Origin of the sequence: Butyricimonas faecihominis (genome assembly GCF_033096445.1) — a bacterium.
GTDB lineage: Bacteria > Bacteroidota > Bacteroidia > Bacteroidales > Marinifilaceae > Butyricimonas > Butyricimonas faecihominis.
In genome coordinates this window covers 501080-522114 of sequence record NZ_AP028155.1, presented here as the reverse complement: position 1 = coordinate 522114, position 21035 = coordinate 501080, and the positions used below count along the sequence as shown (strand labels likewise).

20 protein-coding genes are annotated in these 21035 nt (G+C 45.8%); 11 read left to right on the top strand and 9 right to left on the bottom strand.

What is annotated here, in order from left to right:
* Positions 1–13: 13 nt before the first annotated feature.
* Together R8806_RS02180 and R8806_RS02175 are read left to right on the top strand one after the other, a co-directional pair.
* Positions 14–2584: a zinc-dependent metalloprotease gene (locus tag R8806_RS02180; protein WP_124317662.1), complete on the top strand. Its 2571-nt coding sequence runs from the start codon at positions 14–16 to the stop codon at positions 2582–2584.
* Positions 2585–2737: 153 nt separating this feature from the next.
* The gene (locus R8806_RS02175) at positions 2738–4348 is read left to right on the top strand and encodes a fumarate hydratase (protein ID WP_124317661.1); all 1611 of its coding nucleotides are present in this window, start codon (positions 2738–2740) and stop codon (positions 4346–4348) included.
* Between the two features lie 128 nt (positions 4349–4476).
* Here R8806_RS02175 and rd read toward each other — a convergent pair whose 3' ends face one another.
* Both rd and R8806_RS02165 read right to left on the bottom strand, forming a co-directional pair.
* On the bottom strand, positions 4477–4641 hold the full coding sequence (rd, locus tag R8806_RS02170) for a rubredoxin (protein ID WP_065219960.1): 165 nt from the start codon (positions 4639–4641) through the stop codon (positions 4477–4479).
* 50 nt (positions 4642–4691) lie between these two features.
* Complete coding sequence (locus tag R8806_RS02165; protein ID WP_124318266.1) at positions 4692–6068, bottom strand: aldehyde dehydrogenase; 1377 nt, start codon at positions 6066–6068, stop codon at positions 4692–4694.
* 118 nt (positions 6069–6186) lie between these two features.
* Between R8806_RS02165 and R8806_RS02160 the strand changes: the two genes are divergently transcribed.
* Positions 6187–7179, top strand: coding sequence for a DMT family transporter (locus R8806_RS02160; RefSeq protein WP_124318267.1), 993 nt, complete (start codon positions 6187–6189; stop codon positions 7177–7179).
* A 146-nt stretch (positions 7180–7325) separates the two neighbouring features.
* Here the strand turns inward: R8806_RS02160 and miaA are convergent, their stop codons facing one another.
* From miaA to R8806_RS02130, 6 genes are all read right to left on the bottom strand, one after another.
* Positions 7326–8234, bottom strand: coding sequence for a tRNA (adenosine(37)-N6)-dimethylallyltransferase MiaA (gene miaA, locus R8806_RS02155; protein WP_124318099.1), 909 nt, complete (start codon positions 8232–8234; stop codon positions 7326–7328).
* 95 nt (positions 8235–8329) lie between these two features.
* Entirely contained in the window at positions 8330–8935 is a 606-nt protein-coding gene (locus R8806_RS02150; RefSeq protein WP_087419876.1) for an IS1096 element passenger TnpR family protein, read from the bottom strand.
* A 13-nt stretch (positions 8936–8948) separates the two neighbouring features.
* Positions 8949–9275: a CCC motif membrane protein gene (locus tag R8806_RS02145; RefSeq protein WP_051465995.1), complete on the bottom strand. Its 327-nt coding sequence runs from the start codon at positions 9273–9275 to the stop codon at positions 8949–8951.
* A 10-nt stretch (positions 9276–9285) separates the two neighbouring features.
* Positions 9286–9591 carry a DUF2752 domain-containing protein gene (locus R8806_RS02140; RefSeq protein WP_124318100.1) on the bottom strand — a complete coding sequence of 102 codons (306 nt, stop codon included), beginning with the start codon at positions 9589–9591 and terminating at the stop codon, positions 9286–9288.
* Positions 9584–9919, bottom strand: coding sequence for a CCC motif membrane protein (locus R8806_RS02135; RefSeq protein WP_124318101.1), 336 nt, complete (start codon positions 9917–9919; stop codon positions 9584–9586). Before R8806_RS02135 ends, R8806_RS02140 begins: the two co-directional genes overlap by 8 nt.
* Positions 9920–9936: 17 nt before the next feature.
* Positions 9937–11028: a pyridoxal-phosphate-dependent aminotransferase family protein gene (locus R8806_RS02130; RefSeq protein WP_124318102.1), complete on the bottom strand. Its 1092-nt coding sequence runs from the start codon at positions 11026–11028 to the stop codon at positions 9937–9939.
* A gap of 555 nt (positions 11029–11583) precedes the next feature.
* Here R8806_RS02130 and R8806_RS02125 point away from each other — a divergent pair.
* The 8 genes from R8806_RS02125 to R8806_RS02090 all read left to right on the top strand — a co-directional run bounded on the left by R8806_RS02125 (position 11584) and on the right by R8806_RS02090 (position 18136).
* On the top strand, positions 11584–12162 hold the full coding sequence (locus R8806_RS02125) for a flavodoxin family protein (RefSeq protein ID WP_124316395.1): 579 nt from the start codon (positions 11584–11586) through the stop codon (positions 12160–12162).
* A gap of 229 nt (positions 12163–12391) precedes the next feature.
* Positions 12392–12748 carry a ribosome silencing factor gene (rsfS, locus tag R8806_RS02120; RefSeq protein WP_124316387.1) on the top strand — a complete coding sequence of 119 codons (357 nt, stop codon included), beginning with the start codon at positions 12392–12394 and terminating at the stop codon, positions 12746–12748.
* An 8-nt stretch (positions 12749–12756) separates the two neighbouring features.
* Complete coding sequence (gene ftsH / locus R8806_RS02115; protein ID WP_124316388.1) at positions 12757–14736, top strand: ATP-dependent zinc metalloprotease FtsH; 1980 nt, start codon at positions 12757–12759, stop codon at positions 14734–14736.
* A gap of 58 nt (positions 14737–14794) precedes the next feature.
* Positions 14795–15004 (top strand): putative signal transducing protein, encoded by a 210-nt coding sequence (locus R8806_RS02110; protein WP_087419869.1) that lies wholly within the window; start codon positions 14795–14797, stop codon positions 15002–15004.
* Positions 14991–15806 (top strand): phosphatidate cytidylyltransferase, encoded by an 816-nt coding sequence (locus R8806_RS02105; protein ID WP_124316389.1) that lies wholly within the window; start codon positions 14991–14993, stop codon positions 15804–15806. The genes R8806_RS02110 and R8806_RS02105 overlap by 14 nt, the downstream gene beginning before the upstream one ends.
* 36 nt (positions 15807–15842) lie before the next feature.
* A complete protein-coding gene (locus R8806_RS02100) occupies positions 15843–16514 on the top strand; it encodes a phosphatidylserine decarboxylase family protein (protein ID WP_087419867.1) in 672 nt (223 codons plus the stop codon).
* Positions 16515–16545: 31 nt separating this feature from the next.
* On the top strand, positions 16546–17361 hold the full coding sequence (gene panB / locus R8806_RS02095) for a 3-methyl-2-oxobutanoate hydroxymethyltransferase (protein ID WP_087419866.1): 816 nt from the start codon (positions 16546–16548) through the stop codon (positions 17359–17361).
* Positions 17362–17446: 85 nt separating this feature from the next.
* Positions 17447–18136 (top strand): RluA family pseudouridine synthase, encoded by a 690-nt coding sequence (locus R8806_RS02090; protein WP_118305100.1) that lies wholly within the window; start codon positions 17447–17449, stop codon positions 18134–18136.
* A 197-nt stretch (positions 18137–18333) separates the two neighbouring features.
* Here R8806_RS02090 and R8806_RS02085 read toward each other — a convergent pair whose 3' ends face one another.
* Positions 18334–20970 carry a zinc-dependent metalloprotease gene (locus R8806_RS02085; RefSeq protein ID WP_124316390.1) on the bottom strand — a complete coding sequence of 879 codons (2637 nt, stop codon included), beginning with the start codon at positions 20968–20970 and terminating at the stop codon, positions 18334–18336.
* Positions 20971–21035 lie beyond the last annotated feature (65 nt).

Here is a 21035-nt window from a genome sequence, read left to right as displayed (position 1 = left end):
AACGAAGAGAACTATGAGGAAAATTTTACTCGCGGTTGTCGCCCTGTCATTACTTGCAGGGCCCACGGCACAAGCTTTCCCTTTCAAGAAAAAGAAGAAAAAAGCAAAAACCGAACAGACCGCAACACCTCCTGCTCCTAAAGAATCCGCTTTTGACAAGCAAGTGAAAGGAGCTAAACACTTGCCGGGAGTTATTGATGCTTACTACACCCCGAAAGGAACCTTAATGTGGGCCATCCAAGCTCGTAACTTGGACAAGATCTACTTGATTGCCAATCGTCTTTCTGAAACCAGCGCCCCGACCGATTTCGTGGCAGGCCAGATGATTAATGACCCGTTCATGGTTCGTTTCTCAACGGATTCCACGAACGTGTACATGCACTCCGTGCTTTGCGAGGACGTGTTAAGAGAAGGTGATCCTATCGCCCCATCTTTCAAACGGAACTTCAATGACCCGATCATGAAGACTTTCGAGGTGAAAGCCACCAAGGGTGACACGTTGTTGATCGACATGACCGCATTCTTCGGACGGGATGAAAAATGTATTACCCCGATGGGCTCCAGCCCGATGACAGGTAAAAAACCGAGCGCCATGTTCGACCCATCCGCATCTCGCGTGAAAGAGGTAAAGAACTTCCCTCGAAACATGGAAATCTCCTCTCAAATGAACTATAACGGACAAAACGGTCCTCTTACCCTTGTTGTTCGTCGTTCTGTTGTCGAACTGGACAAAGATCCCATGCCCATGCGTTACAAAGACAGACGTGTCGGTTATTTCAGTACTCCCCGGAACTTCTACACGAGCGATAAAGACCGCGTGGAAGATTTCGAATTCATCCACCGTTGGAGAATCGAGCCCAAAGATATGGCCGCTTACTTGCGCGGAGAACTCGTGGAGCCGGTAAAACCGATCGTGTTCTACGTGGATAACGCATTCCCTGAAAAATGGAGAGGTGCTGTTAAACAAGGTATTGAAGATTGGAACATCGCTTTCGAGAAAGCCGGTTTCAAAAACGCAATCATCGCCAAAGACTACCCGACCGATGATCCTAACTTTGACCCGGACGATATTCGTTACAACTGTGTACGTTATGCCGTAACCCCTACCGCTAACGCCATGGGACCGAGTTACGTGGATCCTCGTAGCGGTGAGATTCTCGTGGCTGACGTGATCTGGTATCACAACGTGATTTCTCTTGTACACGACTGGCGGTTCGTTCAGACGGGAGCCGTTGATCCTCGCGTTCGTACGGAAGTATTTAGTGACGACGTGATGAACGAATCTTTACGCTACGTGGCATCACACGAAATCGGACACACGTTAGGTCTGATGCACAACATGGGTGCAAGTTACTCTTTCCCCGTGGACTCATTACGCAGCCCGTCATTCACGAAAAAATACGGAACCACCCCGAGTATCATGGACTATGCCCGTAATAACTACGTGGCTCAACCCGGAGACTACGAACGCGGTGTAAACCTCGTTCCGCCCGTGCTAGGAGTATACGACATTTACGCTATCAACTGGGGTTACCGGATTATCCCGAACGCTAATACCCCGGAAGCCGAAGTCGCAACATTAAATAGCTGGATCGAAGAAAAATCTGACGATCCGATGTATCGTTTCGGGGCACAGCAATTCCCGCAAACTCTCGACCCGACAGACCAAACAGAAGATTTAGGAGATGATCACGTGAAAGCCAATTCACTTTGTATCAAGAACCTCAAGATCATCATGAACAACTTGGAACAATGGTGCAGCAAACCGGGAGCCTCGTATAAAGACATAAAAATGTACTACAATGGAATCTTGAGCCAGTACCAAAGAATGCTTAGCCACGTGTTGGCTTACCCCGGTGGTGTTGAATTCACGGACTTGGTACAAGACGGCAAAGGTGGTGTAGCTAAAAAATACATCCCGAAAGCCAAACAGCAAGAAGCAATCAAATGGTTAGTAAACGAAGTAACCACTTGTCCAAAATGGTTGATCACGAAAGACCTGAGAGAAAAATTGGAATTAGACCCGAACATGTACGACCAACTGCAATACGCCGTGGTAGGTAAAATCTTCAGCGCAGGTTCTCTTGGTAGTGTATATGAAGGAGAACGTTCCGGTCAGAAGGACGCTTACAAGCTTGATGTATACGTGAATGACGCTTACAAGTTACTTATGGCTCCGACCATCGCGTCCCGTTCACTTTCACACGAGGAAATGAACCTACAAACCGCCTTGGTAACGATTGCCAGCCAAATGAGCGGTCTTCAAACTGCAGCCTCCGCATCAGCTCCAAAAAGAGGTTTTGCCTCTATTGATCCGGCGCAAGCTTTAGCTAGCTTGGAAAACAGCGTGAATAGCCAGCATAAGCTGTGTAGCCATGCAGAATGCAACTTGGGAGAATACGACTACTTCCGTTTGACCATGAAAGCTGCCACACTTCCAGCATCAGTAGGACGTCCTGCCATGTTATCATTGTTGAAGAAAGTACAAGCTCTTTACAAAGAAAAACGGGGAACCGGAAATGCCGCTACCCGCGCATTCTACGATTACCAAATCATGACTATTGACAAGTTATTCAAAGACTAATCATTAGTCTAATATCTATAAAAGCCGGACCAAATTTGTCCGGCTTTTTTATTGGACTTCTCATTTATTAATTCTAATTTCGTTGCGACATATTAAAGAAATTTTTCCGTTATAGGAATAAAAATATTTACAACACTAAAACAAGATAGAATTATGGCAGAATTCAAGTATCAAGAACCATTTCCGATTCAAAAAGATAGTACGGAATATCGCTTACTGACAAAAGACTACGTGAAAACGATTGAAGTTGAAGGACGTAAAATATTGAAAATCCAAAAAGAAGGGCTTGAATTACTCGCCCGTGAAGCCTATGCAGATGTTTCTTTTTACCTGCGTGCCTCTCACTTGCAGAAATTAGCTAATATACTGAAAGATCCAGAAGCCAGCGACAATGATAAATTCGTGGCCCATACCATGTTGATGAACCAAGTGGTTTCCGCTGAAGGCGAACTTCCCACCTGTCAGGACACGGGTACAGCCATCGCTATCGGTAAGAAAGGCGAAAACGTGTGGACTGACGGCAATGACGCGGAAGCCATCAGCAAAGGAGTATTCGAAACCTATCGGGATCGTAACCTGCGTTATTCTCAAGTAGTTCCCTACACCATGTTCGATGAGAAAAACAGCGGTACGAACCTACCGGCCCAAATCGACCTGTATGCCACTCAAGGAAATAAATACGAGTTCCTGTTCATCACCAAAGGCGGTGGTTCTGCAAACAAGACGTTCCTGTACCAACAGACCAAAGCCTTGTTGACCGAGGAAGCACTGACCAAGTTCATCAAGGACAAAGTGAAAGACTTGGGAACATCAGCCTGTCCACCCTACCATCTGGCAGTAGTCATTGGCGGAACCTCTGCCGAAGCTTGCTTAACAACCGTGAAGAAAGCTTCCGCGGGGTATTATGACAATCTTCCGACCGAAGGAAATGATGGCGGTCAGGCATTCCGTGATCTGGAATGGGAAGCCAAAATTCAGAAAATCTGCCAAGACATGGGCATCGGGGCCCAATTTGGTGGTAAATACTGGGTACACGACGTGCGGGTCATCCGTATGCCTCGTCACGCGGCATCCTGCCCCGTGGGTATCGGTGTAAGTTGTAGTGCCGACCGGAACATCAAGGCTAAAATCACGGAAGACGGTATCTTTCTGGAACAACTGGAAAAGAACCCGGCTCGTTTCTTACCGGCAGAGAACCCGGCATTAGCCCCCGCCGTAAACATTGACCTCGACCAACCGATGGAAGAAGTATTGAAAGAACTAAGAAAATATCCGGTTAAAACCCGTCTGAACTTGTCCGGAACACTTATCGTTGCCCGCGATATCGCACATGCCCGCATCAAAGCCATGCTGGATGAAGGCAAGCCCATGCCGGAATATTTTAAGAATCATCCGATTTACTACGCAGGACCGGCTAAAACCCCGAAAGGAATGGCCTCCGGAAGCTTCGGACCTACCACGGCAGGACGTATGGATCCCTATGTTGACCTTTTCCAAGATCACGGTGGTTCTATGATCATGGTTGCCAAGGGTAACCGCTCTCAAACTGTTACAGATGCTTGTAAGAAACACGGTGGATTCTACTTGGGATCTATCGGCGGACCGGCAGCGATCTTGGCCAAAGAAAGTATTAAATCAGTAGAAATCGTTGCCTTTGAAGAATTGGGAATGGAAGCTATCCGTAAAATACGGGTGGAAAACTTCCCCGCATTCATCATCGTGGATGACAAGGGAAATGACTTCTTTGCCGAATGGGCACACTAATAAAAATAGAGGCGAATCTCACGATTCGCCTCTATTTTTATTAAGATAAAAGTTAAAAACTAAAAGATAAAAATGGAACTTTTACAGCTTTCAACTTTTATCTTTTAGTTTTTATCTTTTAACTTTCTTTACTCCTCTACCGGTTCGAAATCCTCTTTACCGACGCCACAAAGCGGGCAAACCCAATCTTCCGGAATATCTTCAAATGCGGTTCCAGGTGCGATTCCACCATCCGGATCTCCTACTGCAGGATCATAAATATAACTACATACTGTGCAAATGTACTTTTTCATAGTCTTCATTGTTTTAAAGTTTCCAACAAATATAATAAACTCACCAGACATTACATGAATTTTTTCAATAAATTCAAGTGTTTATACGGGGGATAACGGAAATGGTTATCAAAAAATGTGAAAGATTTTACCACGGAACGCAAATTACTGAAAAGTTCAAAACTCGCTTTCCCGTGATACTTTCCGATGCCACTCATTCCCACGCCCCCGAAAGGCAAACGGGGATTTGCCAGATGCACGATCGTGTCGTTCACACAAGCCCCTCCCGAAGAGGTCCGGTTTAACACTTCACGAGCCTCTCGCTCGGGTCCGAAATAATACAGGGCCAAGGGTTTCTCCCGTTTATTCACGAAACGAATCACGTCATCTATCTCCCGGTAGGTCAGCACGGGCAGAATGGGACCAAATATTTCTTCCCGCATAATCGGACTATTCGGGTCCACGTCAATCAGTACCGTAGGAGCAATATACTTTTCCTCCACGTTCACCTCACCCCCGATAACCACCTGTCCGGAAGAATGCATCAAGTGCGCTAATCTTTCTGTTCCCTCCCAGTGAACAATCCGCGGATAATCGGGACTTTCATACGGGCGATCCCCATAAAATCGTTTCACGGCCAGTCTTATGGCCTCCACAAACTCTGCCCGTTGATCTTCATGCACAAACACGTAATCGGGGGCAACACACGTCTGCCCGGCATTGATAAACTTTCCCCAAGCCGTACGACGAGCCGCAATCTCCACGTTCGCACCACGCCCCACAATACAAGGACTTTTCCCGCCCAACTCTAAAGTTACCGGGGTTAAATGTTTCGCCGCCATTTCCATAACATGCTGTCCGAAACGGGGTCCTCCCGTGAAAAAAATATAATCAAAACGCTCTTTCAACAATTGCTCCACCACATCCCCTTCTCCATCAAACACGGCGACATGACCGGGTTCAAAAACCGCCGCAACAATTTTCTTTATAACCTCCGCCGTTGCCGGGGCAAAAGGAGACGGTTTCAACACAACACAATTCCCGGCAGAGATGGCACCAATTAAAGGTTCCAACAATAATTGAAACGGGTAATTCCAAGGGGCGATGATCAACACAACACCATACGGCTCGTACATGATCCGGCTTTTCGAGGGCCAAAAAGCCAACGGGGTTGCCAATCGTCGGGGTTTCACCCACCGTCTCAAATGTTTCACGTGATAATCAATCTCCCCCAACACCATACCGATCTCCGTCAGGTAAGCCTCTCCCCCCGACTTTCTCAAATCACTCCACAAAGCCGCATTTATCTCTTCCATCTGTCCGGTAATAGCCCGCCTCAACGCCCTCAAACGTCCTATCCTGCAAGCGACCTCCCTTGTCATTCCCTTATCAAAAAACTCCCGTAAAGGAATCGTGTACTCCTCTTTTCTAGTTTCCGATTCTACCATATCTCAATCATTCCTGTATCATGTTGTTATAAATACTAAAACAAAGGTATATTTTATTTTGACAAAAAACCTTTTCCCCATCGAATCGTTATATCCGGAGAGAAACAACAAAAGAAATATGAAAATAGGTGCTTTATATGCCTTACTATCAGTTATAACATGGTCAGTTATCAGTGTCATCACCCGTTTTTGCCTGTTAAACTACGAGGCCAACATCCTCGTGTTCGCCTCCATGCAGATTTTTGCCGGGGGAGTCGCGCTATTACTTATCCGAAAACCTGTAACTGCAGAAGGCTGGAAAGCAGGTGTCGGTTATTCATGGTTGTACACGTTGCTGCAAATATTCCGGAACTTCTTTCTAGCCGCAGTTTACCTGTACATCACCAGTACCGAAACCAGCCTGTTAATCAACATAGAAGTTGTCGTGACGGCCATACTGGCCTACATCTTTTTCAAGAGAAGCCCCCACAGCAGCGACATCGTGGGGATGCTCGTGATCACGGTCGGCATTATCCTATTTATCCGTACCCTCCCGGAAGCCATACAACTACGGGTCTCCATTCTCGTCTCCCTAGCAGTTCTGGCAAGCTGTACACGAGCCATCGTGGTAGAGAAAACCACTATCGCCAGTCCCAACACCTCCGTACGCCAAAAATGCGGGATCTCCGGATTCACCATGTTCTGGGGTGGCACGTCGGTCATGCTTTTCTTGATCCTGATCGCCCTCGTGGAACACTATTTTGCCAAAGAACTCATGGCCGTTCCCTTTTCAATGCTCTACCTGCCGAAACTCACCGAGATTTTCCACCCGATGACGATTATTGCCGCCTGCGTGACAGGTTTCCTACTCACCTCACTCTCTACATACCTGTACTACGCCACCCTGCAAACGGCAACTGCCGAAACCTTCATGACCTTCCGGGCCTTCCAGCCCATGCTAACCTTCGGTCTGGAGGCATGGATTGCAGTCTACTCCATCGACTTGCGTCCCGACTTGGACACGAGAGATTACATCTTGGCCTGCATCATCATCCTAGGTTCCCTACTCATCTTGATCATGCCTCCAAAACGAGTGGAAGAAAATCGCTCGAAACAATACATGACGGACTAAATAATTGAAAATGGAGAATTGAAAATTGAAAATGAAAAATATCTCAATTTCAAGATGGTATTCCCAGAGAAAACTAAAAGTTAAAAACTAAAAGATAAAAGTTGAAAGTAGGAAATTAAGAAGCGTCGCCCTTGTGCGGTTGGAATTTAAAATTTAAAATCAACAAAACTTAAAAGAAATCGTTTGATTTCATCTTTTTGATCCGGATGGAACCAATGAATATCAGAGTCATTGCGATACCAAGTAAGTTGCTTTTTTGCATATCGGCGGGTATTTCGTTTGATTAGCCGGATAGCCTCTTCCCTGTCAAACTTGCCGTCAAAAAAATCAAACCACTCCTTGTACCCTACCGTGTTCAAGGCATTCAAATAGCGCAAAGGATAAAGTTCACGAGCCTCCTCCTCCATTCCGGCCTCCACCATCTGATCTACCCGGCGATTAATCCGGTCGAACAATTCTTCCCTTTCCCGGTTCAACCCGATCTTCACGATGTCAAACTCCCGCTCCTTCACGCTCCCGGTCAAAAAAGAAGAATAAGGCTTTCCAGTCATCAGGCAAACTTCCAAAGCGTGCATGATCCGTTTGGCATTCTTCAAATCCACCGTGGTATATGACACGGGGTCCAACCTTTTCAACAACATCCGCAACGCCTCGATTCCATCCCGTTCAAACATCTCTTTCACGGAAAGACGCACTTCCTCGTCAATCGTGGGCATCTCGTCAATACCTTTACACACGGCGTCAATGTACATCATGGAACCACCCGCCATGATCACCACCTCTTTCGTCTCGAACAACTCCCGGATTTTCCGAAGTGCTTGTTGCTCGAACTCCCAACAATTAAAATAATTCCGGACAGACTCTGTTTGTATAAAAAAATGAGGAACTGCCTCCAGTTGCTCTCGCTCCGGCACGGCAGTTCCTATATACATTTCCTTGTAGATCTGTCGAGAATCACATGAAATAATCGACGTCCCGTACATCTTGGCCAGCTCGATACTCAAATCCGTTTTCCCCACTCCTGTCGGTCCAAGCAACACGATTAACGTCCCCATACTCATTTTAGATTTAATGATTTTAGATTTTAAATTGAAAAAAAGGAACCTTGTGCGGCCAGAATCTAAAATTTAAAATCTAAAATCTAAAATTATCAAAGTCTATCTATATAATCATCCAAACTCTCGTAGCGTTCGTCACGATAGTACTCGTCATCACCACCTCGGTCTTGGCGATCCTCGTCATCATAATCCCCGTTGCCGAACTCTTCCATGAAACTATCGTCATAATCCCCCTCGTACTCTTCCTCCGGCTTGTCAAACTCCCAGTCAGCGTTCCCATCCTCGTAAGAGAACTGTTCCGGAATATCACCCTCGCAAGCCACACACACCGGCATCACGTCGGACGAATCACGAATGTACTCCCCGGCATACTCTACCTTAAAATACTTGTTAGAGAAGAAATCATACACGTACTCTAATTCAAGACATCCCGGTTTAATGATGTCACTGATTTTCGTGTTGTCCATGACGAGCGTTTCATTTTCCTCGTCCTCTGTCGTCATATCCATCAATGCAATTTCTTTCACCCGGTTTCCCATCCGGTCAAGCGTGAAAAAAGATGCCATTTGAGAGCTGTCATAATTCAACGTCTCAACTATTTTATCGTGAAATTGTTGAAACGTCTGTTCTCCACCAACAGCAATCTCACATCTAAAATCCGAACTAGTCGGTAAACTGATTTCAAATCTGTAGTCCATATGTTATTTTATTTTAACCTAGCATCAATGCTGACCCGACGCCCAGCGCCGTTACACCTAATATCATTAAAATCACGAAAGCGACAACAGCCAACGCCACGCAGATTCCAACAATACCACAAACCCGTCCGGCACTAAGATTCTTGTAGGAAGCCTCCGTGTACTCTTCCGGATGTTCCAGATAAGCCCTCCGGGGCCCGGAAGCAATGGCTACCGCCAAGATTCCCAGCACTAATCCCACGAACCCGTAACACCAGCAAAATACCAGAGACAAAATCCCTAAAACCAACACCGCCGTCGCGTTAGGAAGATCCTTTTTCTTCATTTCCATTATCTCCATGATCGTAATTTTAATGAATTATTAATTTAAGCAAATATGAAATTAAAATTATTAGCAAACAAACAAAACCTGCAAATTTTATTCCCCCGGGAGTAATTTTTTTCACCCCCACAAAATGCACCATGGCAAGGCCGATAAACACGATCAAGGGGATCAACCCCGGATAGATTTTCACGGACTCCCACAACTCTCCTTTCAAGAGCAATAACACCGCAGTCTGGAATCCACATCCGGGACACTCGATCCCGAAGGTGTCTTTAACCAAGCAAGGCAGTTGATGCCTCTCCAGCCACGTCCAGATGCTCAATTCATACATTTATCGTGTTGAGCAAATGAGGTTTTACCGAAGTATATACAGCAAAAACAACCACAAGGATAACGGCCAACAGGATGATCGCACCGATACAAATCCCGATGATGCCACATATTCTCCCGGCGTTCAAGTTCTTATAGGATACTTCCGTGAATCGCTCCGGGTTTTCCAGATAAGCCTTGCGGGGCGCCGAGGCCAGTACCACCGCCAGAATACCGAGTACCAACCCGATGATCCCGTAGCACCAGCAAAACACCAACGACAGCGCTCCTAAAACAAGCGCTGCCGTGGCATTCGGTAAATCTTTCCTTTCTCCGTCAAAATCTCCCATAATTTATACCTTAAATTTTAAATATCATGAACTACTGTTTCCAGTATATCCATTGCCTCCTTGATCAGGTTGATATTCGCTTGAGAACCCATGTGACCGATCCGGAATACTTTCCCGGCCAGTTTACCATAATTGCCTCCCACGACCATACCCTGCACTCTCAATTCCGAATCCAGACGTTCCCAAGTCATGTGTTCCGGCACGTAAACCGCAGTCACCGTCGGGGAACACACGGCTCCTTCCACGGGGTATATCTTCAATCCCATCTCTTTAATCCGTTCACGGCAGTAAGCAGCCACCTTCTCGTGACGGGCAATGCAACTCTCCACCCCTTCCTCGAAAATCAACTCGCAAGCCTTATGCAACTGGGCTGTTCCCTGCCAGTAGGGCGTGTACGGGAAATACCCGGTTTCGGTTACATTCCGGAAAGGCAACAAGGCCTCGTATCCAGCGTAATTCACCTCCGCCACGATCTTCCATGCCTCTTCACTCACGGAAAGGAATGACATATTAGCCGGGGCCGAGAGACACTTTTGCGAACCACCCAAGGCGAAATCCACATGCCAATCGTCCACGTGTATCGGGGTTCCCCCCAGACCGGAAACGATGTCCACGCAAAGCAACGGTACCCCGTGTTTCACTTTCAAATCACCGATTTCCTTGACCGGGTTCGTCGTTCCACTAGGTGTTTCGTTCTGCACCATCGTGATCATCTTCGGCTTGAACTCCACGATCGCTTTTTCCACGGCATCAAAGTCATGAATCGTCTCATCATAACCGAAATCCAGCACCCGAATCTCGCATCCCAGCGCCTTGGCCATATCGCCGAATCCCTCGCCGAACAACCCGGTAGAAAGCACCAGCACCCGATCTCCCGGTTTCAACGTGCTTTTTAAAGCCGTCCACAACACCAACATACCTTCTCCCGTCTGAATCACCACCCGGTTACGGGTTTCCATCATCTTCTGCAACAATTTTTCCGTATCTTTATACAAAGCCAAATACTCCGGCTCAAAATCGGCAGACCCGAAATTCGTGGCAGCAACTTTCAAAATCTCCTGAGGGACAGCAACAGGTCCCGGCACTAACGGTATCAGATATTTTTCCATCTCTTTTGAACTAATATTTAATTTTCTTAACTCTTAATCATTCTTTTTTCTATCGGACATATCTCCTTATACAAGAAGATAAACTAGTATTATTCAATTCATTAGCGGCAAAAATCATCTCCCGATGTCTTCACGTACCGGATTTATTTCCGCCATTCCAAATATAGTAATAATTTCAGATTCCATCACGTTTCCAACTTTTTTCCTACACTAAAATAATCGTTTTACTTGCCGTTCCTATCCGAATTGCCTCACTGTTACCAGACTGTTGCCTGCCTGTTAGGCGCCTTCGCCCGATCATCGCCGCCTTATCGCCCGATTATAGCCGCCATTTTAACAGGATTTATACAAAGATAACATACACCCTATTCCTACTTCAACATGCAACACACAATTAATAATAGATCACCCCGTACCTACCCCCCAGACCTATCCCGTACAATGGTATATTATTACCTTTAAAAAAGGATATTCATTTTTTACACAATCAATATCTTTCCTAGTAAAAATAAATAGCTAATTTTGGATGATCACAAATTCACCATTAACGATCTCATGCAGAAAATACTGATTATAAACGGAAGCCCCCGGAAAAACGGGAACATCTCGAAAATGTTGGAGGCCATAAAAGAAGAAACTGAAAAACAGGGAGCGAACGTTTCAGCCGTACATGTTCACGATTTACAGGTAAGACCATGCAACGGGTGCATGAGTTGCAGGAAAAACTTAGCTTGTGTTCTCCCGGAAGACGGGGCTCAAAGCACGCTCCGGTTAATAAACTCGTGCGACGTGCTGGTTATCGGCGCCCCGTGTTACTGGGGAAACTTGCCGGGAGAATTAAAAATCCTGTTCGACCGCATCGTTTACGGGATGATGGGCGAAAGCCCGAAAGGGATTCCCCAACCGCTACACAAGGGGAAAAAAGCCATCATCGTGAGTACCTGCACGACTCCTTACCCGTTCAATATACTTTTCAACCAAACGAGAGGAACCGTCAAAGCACTAAAGGAAATTCTCAAATGGAGCGGATTCAAGATCATCGCCACCGTCGAGAGAGGCGGTACGAAAAAATCCCCCTTGCAGGAAAAAGATTTCCGGCATTGTCGAAAAATCGCCCTCAAAACCCTGAAATAATTACAATACAAACTAATTAAGAAAAATAAACCACCCGGGAGTTCATCCTTTGCCATAAAAAACGGGACAAAAACCGAACTTATTTTATGCCAATTCGTCATAATAACTGGAAACACAAATTACAGGTACGTTTTTTGTATAAAAAACAGTGAAGTGTACCCGTAAAACACGTTTGGATTAAATATTAAAATGTATATTTGTACCTTAATTAGAAATTAGTTTTTAAAGAATGAGTGGAGCAGAAAAATTAGTGGAACAAATTATTAAAACGCTGAACGAAAATAAAGCTGTTGATATTGTAAAAATTGATTTGAGAAGAATTGAGAACTGTTTCTGTAGTTTTTTCGTAATATGTCATGGAACTTCCAACACGCACGTGGCCAGTCTTACAGACTTTGTCTACGACGAAGTCAACGAGAAATTGGGAGAAAAACCATTGCACGTGGAAGGAGAACAACAAGCCCAGTGGGTGGTGTTGGATTACGGAAATGTGGTTGTACATATATTTCAAAAAGAACAACGAGATTATTATCAACTTGAAGATTTTTGGGCTGACGCGGAAATAACGAATGTAGAAGAAAATTAAAATTAAATATGGCAGAAAATAACAAAAAGGATAGTTTCAACTTCCCCCCTGTCGGTGGGAAAAACAATAAAGGCCCGAAATTCGGTGGCTACTGGTCGTTTATCATCATTGCCGCTTTCATTATCGGGATTCAATTTTTCAGCATGCCTTCGAATCCTGAACGGATCTCGTGGCAGAAGTTTAAAACAGACCTTTTAGCGAAAGGTGAGGTAAAGGATATTTACATCGTCAGAAATGGCGGTAAAGCCGAAATCACTCTGAAACCGGAGAAAGTGGAAACCCACAGCGACCTTGTAGCAAAAGGATTTAACCAGAAAAGTATAGGTCCGCAATACTACGTACCTTTCGGAACTCTGGAGCAATTTGAAAAGAATTTACAGGATGCACAGAAGGAGTACCCGGAAGAGGCATCCGACGTGTTCATTGACTATAAAGACGATTTCAACTGGTGGGGAGAAGTCATTACACTATTCCTGCCCATCGCCATATTCGTGGGAATCTGGATATTCTTCATGCGCCGCATGAGCAAGGGAGCCGGCGGAGGTGGTGGCGGTGGCGGCATTTTCAATGTCGGGAAATCCAAAGCGAAATTGTTTGACAAAGAATCCAACATAAAAATTACCTTCAAAGATGTTGCCGGGTTAGCCGAGGCCAAACAAGAGGTGGAAGAGATTGTGTCTTTCCTCAAATCCCCGGATAAATACACCAAGCTGGGAGGTAAAATTCCGAAGGGAGCCTTGCTGGTTGGCCCTCCGGGAACCGGTAAAACTTTGATGGCAAAAGCCATGGCAGGAGAGGCAAACGTACCGTTCTTCTCCATGTCGGGATCGGACTTCGTGGAGATGTTCGTCGGTGTGGGAGCTTCCCGCGTACGCGACTTGTTCAAACAGGCCAAAGAAAAAGCCCCCTGTATCATCTTTATTGACGAGATCGACGCTATCGGTCGGGCCAGAGGGAAAAACCCGAACATGGGAGCCAATGATGAACGCGAAAACACGCTGAACCAGTTATTGACCGAAATGGACGGTTTCGAAACCAATTCGGGTGTGATCATACTGGCAGCCACGAACCGGGCAGACATCTTGGATAGCGCTTTGTTGCGTGCCGGACGTTTCGACCGCCAGATATACGTGGACCTTCCGGAATTAAAAGACCGGGAAGAGATTTTCAAAGTTCACTTGAAACCGTTGAAACTCGCCGAAGATATTGACTATGCCTTTTTGGCAAAACAAACCCCGGGATTCTCCGGTGCGGACATCGCCAACGTGGCAAACGAGGCCGCGCTGATCGCTGCCCGGAAAAATAAATCGGCCGTGGAAAAACAGGATTTCTTGGATTCAATCGATCGTATCGTGGGCGGACTTGAAAACCGTAGTAAAGTCATCAAACCGAGCGAAAAGAAAGCGATTGCTTATCACGAAGCCGGACATGCCACCGTGTCGTGGTTATTGCAACACGCACACCCACTTTTAAAAGTGACCATCGTGCCGCGAGGAAAAGCCTTGGGTGCCGCTTGGTACTTGCCGCAGGAACGCCAGATTACCACGAAAGACCAATTACTGGATCAGATGTGTTCCGTGCTGGGTGGACGGGCCGCCGAAGAAATCGTGTTCGGGGAAATATCCACGGGTGCGCAAAATGACCTCGAACGTGCCACGAAACAGGCTTACGCCATGGTATCCATCTACGGAATGAGTGACAAGGTGGGAATGTTGAGTTATTATGACTCCACGGGCCAGAGCGATTTCAGCTTTACCAAGCCCTATTCCGAGAAGACTGCAGAATTGATTGATGCCGAGGTAAAAGATATGGTTTCAGCCGCTTACGAGCGAGCCAAACAGTTATTGAGCGATCACAGGGAACAACACCGTCAGGTGGCGGAATTGCTGATCGAACGTGAAGTTATCTTTAGTGATGACTTGGAAAATATTCTCGGGAAACGTCCGTGGACAGAAGAAGAGGAGACACAACAGCCGGAAGAATTGTAACGGCAAGGCGGAAGGATTCCCGACAGGAAAAAACAGTATAAACTTAAAACCGACGACTATGGAAAATTGGGTATCTGTTTTCACAACAACGAGCGAACTCGAAGCAGGGATCGTGAAAGATCTACTGGACGAGGCGGGAATCCCAGCCGTGATTTTGAATCAAAAAGATTCTTCTTACCAAACCTTTGGTGACATCAGCGTGATGGTCAGCCGGGATGACCAAGAAGAAGCCAAGAAAGTTATTAAAGACTATTATGATCGTGAGTAATTTTTTAAAACGAGCAATCAGCGGCTTGCTGTTTGTCATAGTACTAACAGGGTGTATTTTCATACACCCCATTTGTTTTTATATCCTGTTCTTTATCATCAACATTCTTGGCCTGATGGAATTCAGCCGGATGGCGAAACACATGAACATCCACGTGAACCTGTTCTTCTGCATCCTTTGCGGTAGCATTCTTTTCACCGTTGGATTTTTGCATAATTACATCAATTACAAGGATGGCTATCTCTATTTTTTCCTGTTGACCTTCATCATGTCTATCTGTGAACTCTATCGGAAAAAGGGAAACGGGTTCCAGAACATAGCCTTCTCCTACTACGCCTTGTTATACATCAGTTTACCTTTCACGTTGCTAATATACCTACCCTACATGACCTCGGGGAAATGGATGCCGGAAATCATCTTTTTCCCGTTCTTGCTCGTGTGGGTTAACGATACCTTCGCTTACCTCTCCGGCTCATTATTCGGGAAACATAAACTTTTCCCCAGAATATCGCCCAAGAAATCATGGGAAGGAGCCATTGGCGGGGGACTAATGACCATTATCGTCGGTTTGTGCGTGTCGCCCTATATCGAGGGGTACACGATCCGGGACACGGCCATTATTTCGTGTATCGTGGCTGTTTTCGGGATATACGGGGATTTACTGGAATCCCTGTTTAAACGTAGCATCGAGATCAAGGATTCCGGCAACATACTACCGGGCCACGGGGGCATCTTGGACAGATTCGATGCAATCATATTCACAATTCCCGCTATTTTTGTTTATATGGAATTCATGTATTAACTTTGCCCGCTGTTTTACTAACGTAACGAAATTAATATGAAGATACATAAAGCAGGTCATATATTATTGTTCAAAGCATTCGTACTCTTTGCTTTCATCAATGTACTCGTGTATGCCTTCATCCCTAATATCATTGTTTTCCGGGCGGTACTGATCGTCAGCGGAATTTTGTACCTCTTGATGGTAAACTTTTTCCGTTTCCCCAACAGGCACATTGTCGTGAAGGATAACACGATCCTCGCCCCTGCCGACGGGAAAATCGTGGTCGTGGAAGAAACCTTCGAACCTGAATACCTGAAAAAACAATGTATTCAGGTTTCCATTTTCATGAACATCTTCAATGTTCATATTAACTGGTTTCCTATCAACGGAATAATCAAATTTTTCAAATATCACCAAGGAAGATACATGGCGGCTTACCTGCCCAAGTCTTCCACGGAAAACGAAAGAACAACCATTGCTATTGAGGCAACCAACGGACAAGAAATCGTGATGCGACAGATTGCCGGAGCCATGGCTAAACGTATTGTTTCATACGCTCCGGTCGGGGGAAAAGCCCGCCAGAACGAACATGCCGGATTCATTAAATTCGGTTCCCGGGTAGATTTGTACCTACCGTTAGGAACTAAAATTGACGTGAAACTCGGCCAAAAAGTAACGGGGTCGCAAACCCTTATCGGAACATTTCAAGAACCCGAATCCAAGTAATCATACCGAGGATTCGTAAATCATTATTACTATGTCTGTTCAAAAGAAAGTAAAAAGAGTAACCACCCACGTGTTATCAGAAATGAAACTCAAGGGGGAAAAGATAAGTATGTTAACGGCCTACGATTTCTCGATGGCCCAAATTATTGACAATGCCGGGATCGACGTGATTCTAGTGGGAGACTCTGCCTCTAACGTGATGGCCGGAAACGAAACGACCCTGCCGATCACGCTGGATCAAATGATCTATCACGGGGCATCCGTGGTGAGAGGTGTAGATCGTGCGCTGGTTGTCGTGGATCTACCTTTCGGTAGCTACCAAGGAAACAGTAAAGAGGCACTTTGCTCGGCAATCCGTATCATGAAGGAAACGAGTGCCGACGCCGTGAAACTGGAAGGTGGACGAGAAGTCGTTGAATCCGTAACACGTATCCTGTCAGCCGGAATCCCGGTTATGGGACACCTCGGACTGACCCCGCAAAGTATCCATAAATTCGGTACTTACGTGGTACGCGCCCAAGAAGATGCGGAGGCTAAAAAGCTGATCGAAGATGCCCACCTTTTGGAAGAGGCCGGATGTTTTGCCATCGTGCTGGAAAAGATTCCGGCAAAACTGGCTGCCCAAGTCGCCAAAGAACTAACCATCCCGATCATCGGAATCGGCGCCGGGGGTGGCGTTGACGGACAGGTTCTCGTGATTCACGATATGCTGGGAATCAATCAGGAATTTTCTCCCCGTTTCTTACGTCGTTACCACAACTTATATGCTGAAATGACAGGAGCCGTGGGTAATTACATCAACGATGTAAAAAGCGGTAACTTCCCGAACGAGAGAGAACAATATTAAAATTTTAGATTTTATGATTTTAGATTTTAGATTAAAAATCATGAATCATAAATCGTAAATCATAAATCAAAAATACATGAAGAATCTGGAGATATTATACGAGGATAACCACATTATCGCTATCAACAAAAAGGTTTCCGATATTGTGCAGGCAGACCAGACGGGAGACGAACCTCTCAGTGAGCGTGTTAAGGCATACATCAAAGAGAAGTACAACAAACCGGGGGATGTTTACCTCGGAATTCCTCATCGGGTGGACCGCCCGGTGAGTGGAGTCGTATTGTTCGCCAAAACCAGTAAGGCACTGGTAAGGCTGAACAAAATGTTTCAAGAACACGATCAGGAGATCACCAAAATATACTGGGCGATTGTGGGCAATCTTCCCGAAGAAGATCATGCCAAACTAACCCACTACATGGTGCGGGATGCTGAAAAGAATAAATCCTATGCTTACAATAAACCCAAAAGTGGAGCGAAAGAGGCCATCCTTGAGTATAAATTATTGGGATGCGGACAACGTTACTATTTATTGGAAGTAAAACTTTGCACGGGACGCCATCACCAGATTCGTTGCCAGTTGGCAAAGATCGGCTGCCCGATCAAAGGGGACTTGAAATACGGTTTCCCCCGTTCCAACGAGGGAGGTGGAATCAGTCTTCACGCCCGGTCGATCACGTTCACTCATCCGGTGAAACAGGAAAAGATCACGATCGTCGCCCCTCCACCTATGAATGATACACTTTGGAAATTCTTCTACGAGAGTTTAGAATCATAAAAAAAGACTGTCCAAAAAGTTATTTTATTTCAAAAAACTCCTCCGTCACTTCGTGCCACCTCCTCTATAAACAGAGGAGAAGCTGGTGACTCTTCCCGAAGACAGGGAGTATTTTCAGCTCTCCCTCTGTTTATAGAGGGAGTACCCCGAAGGGGGGAGGGAGTTTTGAAAAATGACTTATCGGACAGTCCCGTTCATCATTTACTATCCTTCAAAGACTTATTCAACTTCATCAACAACGATTGATAGTGAATCTTCGTGTCACCTGTCGCCCCCGCAATCTTGGAATTCAAAAGCCGTTGAGCCTTCAAAGCCATATCCTGCAAGTACACTTTAGAATTATCAATCTCTCCGGTATTCACTTTCCGCACGAAACCGTATCCATAACCAAATTCATTTAATGCCATCTGTTGTGCCACGTAGCCGGGACCACGTTCTTGCTCCACTTGTCGGAACTGATCAAGATACTTGTTAATCAATCCGGTTTCATCCAAACCGTAGGCCGCAATCTCTTCCACGGAAGGCATATAAGCCGCATCCGTCAACATCCGCAACGCTCCCCCTCCGGCCTCTTTCAACGAACTGGCGGAAACATCCACGATAAATTGTTGCAGCATCTTGTCGGCATCCGTCAAAGCCCGTCCTTTCACCGTGTTTTCAAACGCACCATTATACAAGTCTGTCAGGAATTCCTGAATCGTGTACGGATTAGATGCGAGATGAGATGACAATATGATATTTCCGGTCAAACGTTCCAACTGGTCCAGTATTCTTTTTTGCAGTACCGGAGTCATGTCCACTCCCATGGCGAAATTCTTTTTCAAATCCGTCTTGCTCAACCAATCCGAAGACTTGAACTCTTTCAGTATCCACGCCAAAGAAGCCCGTTGTTTTTCCTTTGAAACCGGCTCATGACGCTGTCCCTTCGTACCGTCTTTCACTTCCGTCAGGTAGATACCACCCACGTTATACATCACGTTCATGATATAACGATAGTATTGATTTGCCAACTGTTTGTAAAGCTCTTCCCGGTGCGTGAAATCCGCATCGTCATTCACCCATTCTCCGAGATTAGACAAGATATATTTCAAATTCTTTATCCCGTACTCCCCGGCTTTCATCGGATCGTCACCCAAGTCCTCTTCAATAGCACTCGGATCATAACGGGAATAAATCTGTTGCCTTCCATAACGATAGCGAGGGTCTCCGGCTTTCTCGTCCACCCAACTTTCAAGAATAGCTTGTTCTTCCCATTCATCATTCACCTGTGGTAAGGGTTGATAGTTCCATTTCACTAGGAAACAATCATATATACCCAAATCCGGCGGGGTCAAACGTACGCCCTTGTCTCCGGGTTGAGCCACGTAATTAAAACGGGCGTAGTCCATGATACAAGGAGTTGTCCCATACGTGTTAGTGAAAGATGCGGAACGTAATGAATCCACCGGGTAAGCGGCAGAGGCCGACATATTGTGCATGAAACCGAGGCAATGCCCCACCTCGTGAGCCACCACGTAAGCAATGGATTCTTTCACGATGTCATCCGGCATCTTCTTCGCCCGCACGGACGGGTCAATTTGTGCCGTCTGCACGAAACGCCAGTTATTAATCAAACGAATCACGTCGTTATAGACCAAAACAGAGGCATTAACAATTTCTCCGGTCGTTGGATCCACCCACGACGGTCCCATCGCATTTGCCGTCGAAGAAGGTAAATAACGAATACAGGAATATTTCAGGTTATCCGGATCAAATTCAGGATCATCCTTCGGAAAATCACGTACCTGCACGGCATTCTTAAACCCAATCTTCTCAAAAGCCTCATTCCACCGTAGCGTACCCTCCTTTATCGGTTGTTTCCACAATTCCGGAAAAGCATCATCAATATAAAACACGATCGGTTTCACGGGTTCCACAAGTTCCCCCCGCTGAAAAGCCGCCATATCTTTAGGCTCCATACGCCAACGGTTGGCCAGCGTATAATCCTGAATCCCATCCTTCTCCGTGGAGACGTGTTGTTTACTCGTGATAAAAATACCTACCCGTGAATCGGAAATCCGGGGACGCATTTTCTCTTCCGGCAGTAACAATAGAGAACGAGTCACCGTGGCCGTCAACGGCATATTATCCAAGAACGAGAACGACATGAATTTCAACGATACTTTATAAGATAACATGGACTTCACGCTCAAGTTATCATCAAACGCCTTGACTTCTCCTAAAGCAACCCCATCTTTGTTAAAGACAGAATTCAACTGGATCAATCCCATAATCGTCGTCGGAAGAAAGGCAAATTCTTTCATATCCGTCGTGAATATCGGTGTCACATCAATCACCACGGCCGTACTGTCCGGCGTGTAAGCTGCAATCTTGTACGAGTACAACACGGCATCCGCAAAGTTCTTGTCAATAGCCTTTCGCAGGGAAGGTTCTTTCGGATTCGAGGTCACGAAAGCATTTACTTCATTCAGGTAAATAGTACTGTCGATCTTCGTGAAACGCACGTGTAACGGGTCATTTTGCTTGTAACCCACGTCACAGAAATCATTACTGGAAGTCGAGGTCAACGTGGACGCAAACAACATTTCCCGTCCCAGATATTTCACCGGAATCTCGAAATACAATTTCCCATCCACCTTATGTAAGGTGATGAAATTACTCTTCACCGTCTCGCACGACTTTTTCTGAAATAATTTGTCATAAGCACTCTTCTTCTCCGCCACCTTAGCCGTGACGGCATTTTTACCTTTCTTCTTCCGCCCGGCTGCCTCGGCATCCAGCGAACAAGGTAGCACGAAAAGTGCCACGAACAATACTAGCATCCATTTTTTCATACTTTTCAATTTTATATTAAGACATTAAAAGAGGTTCTAAAGTTTGTAAGGTTTATAAGGTTCAT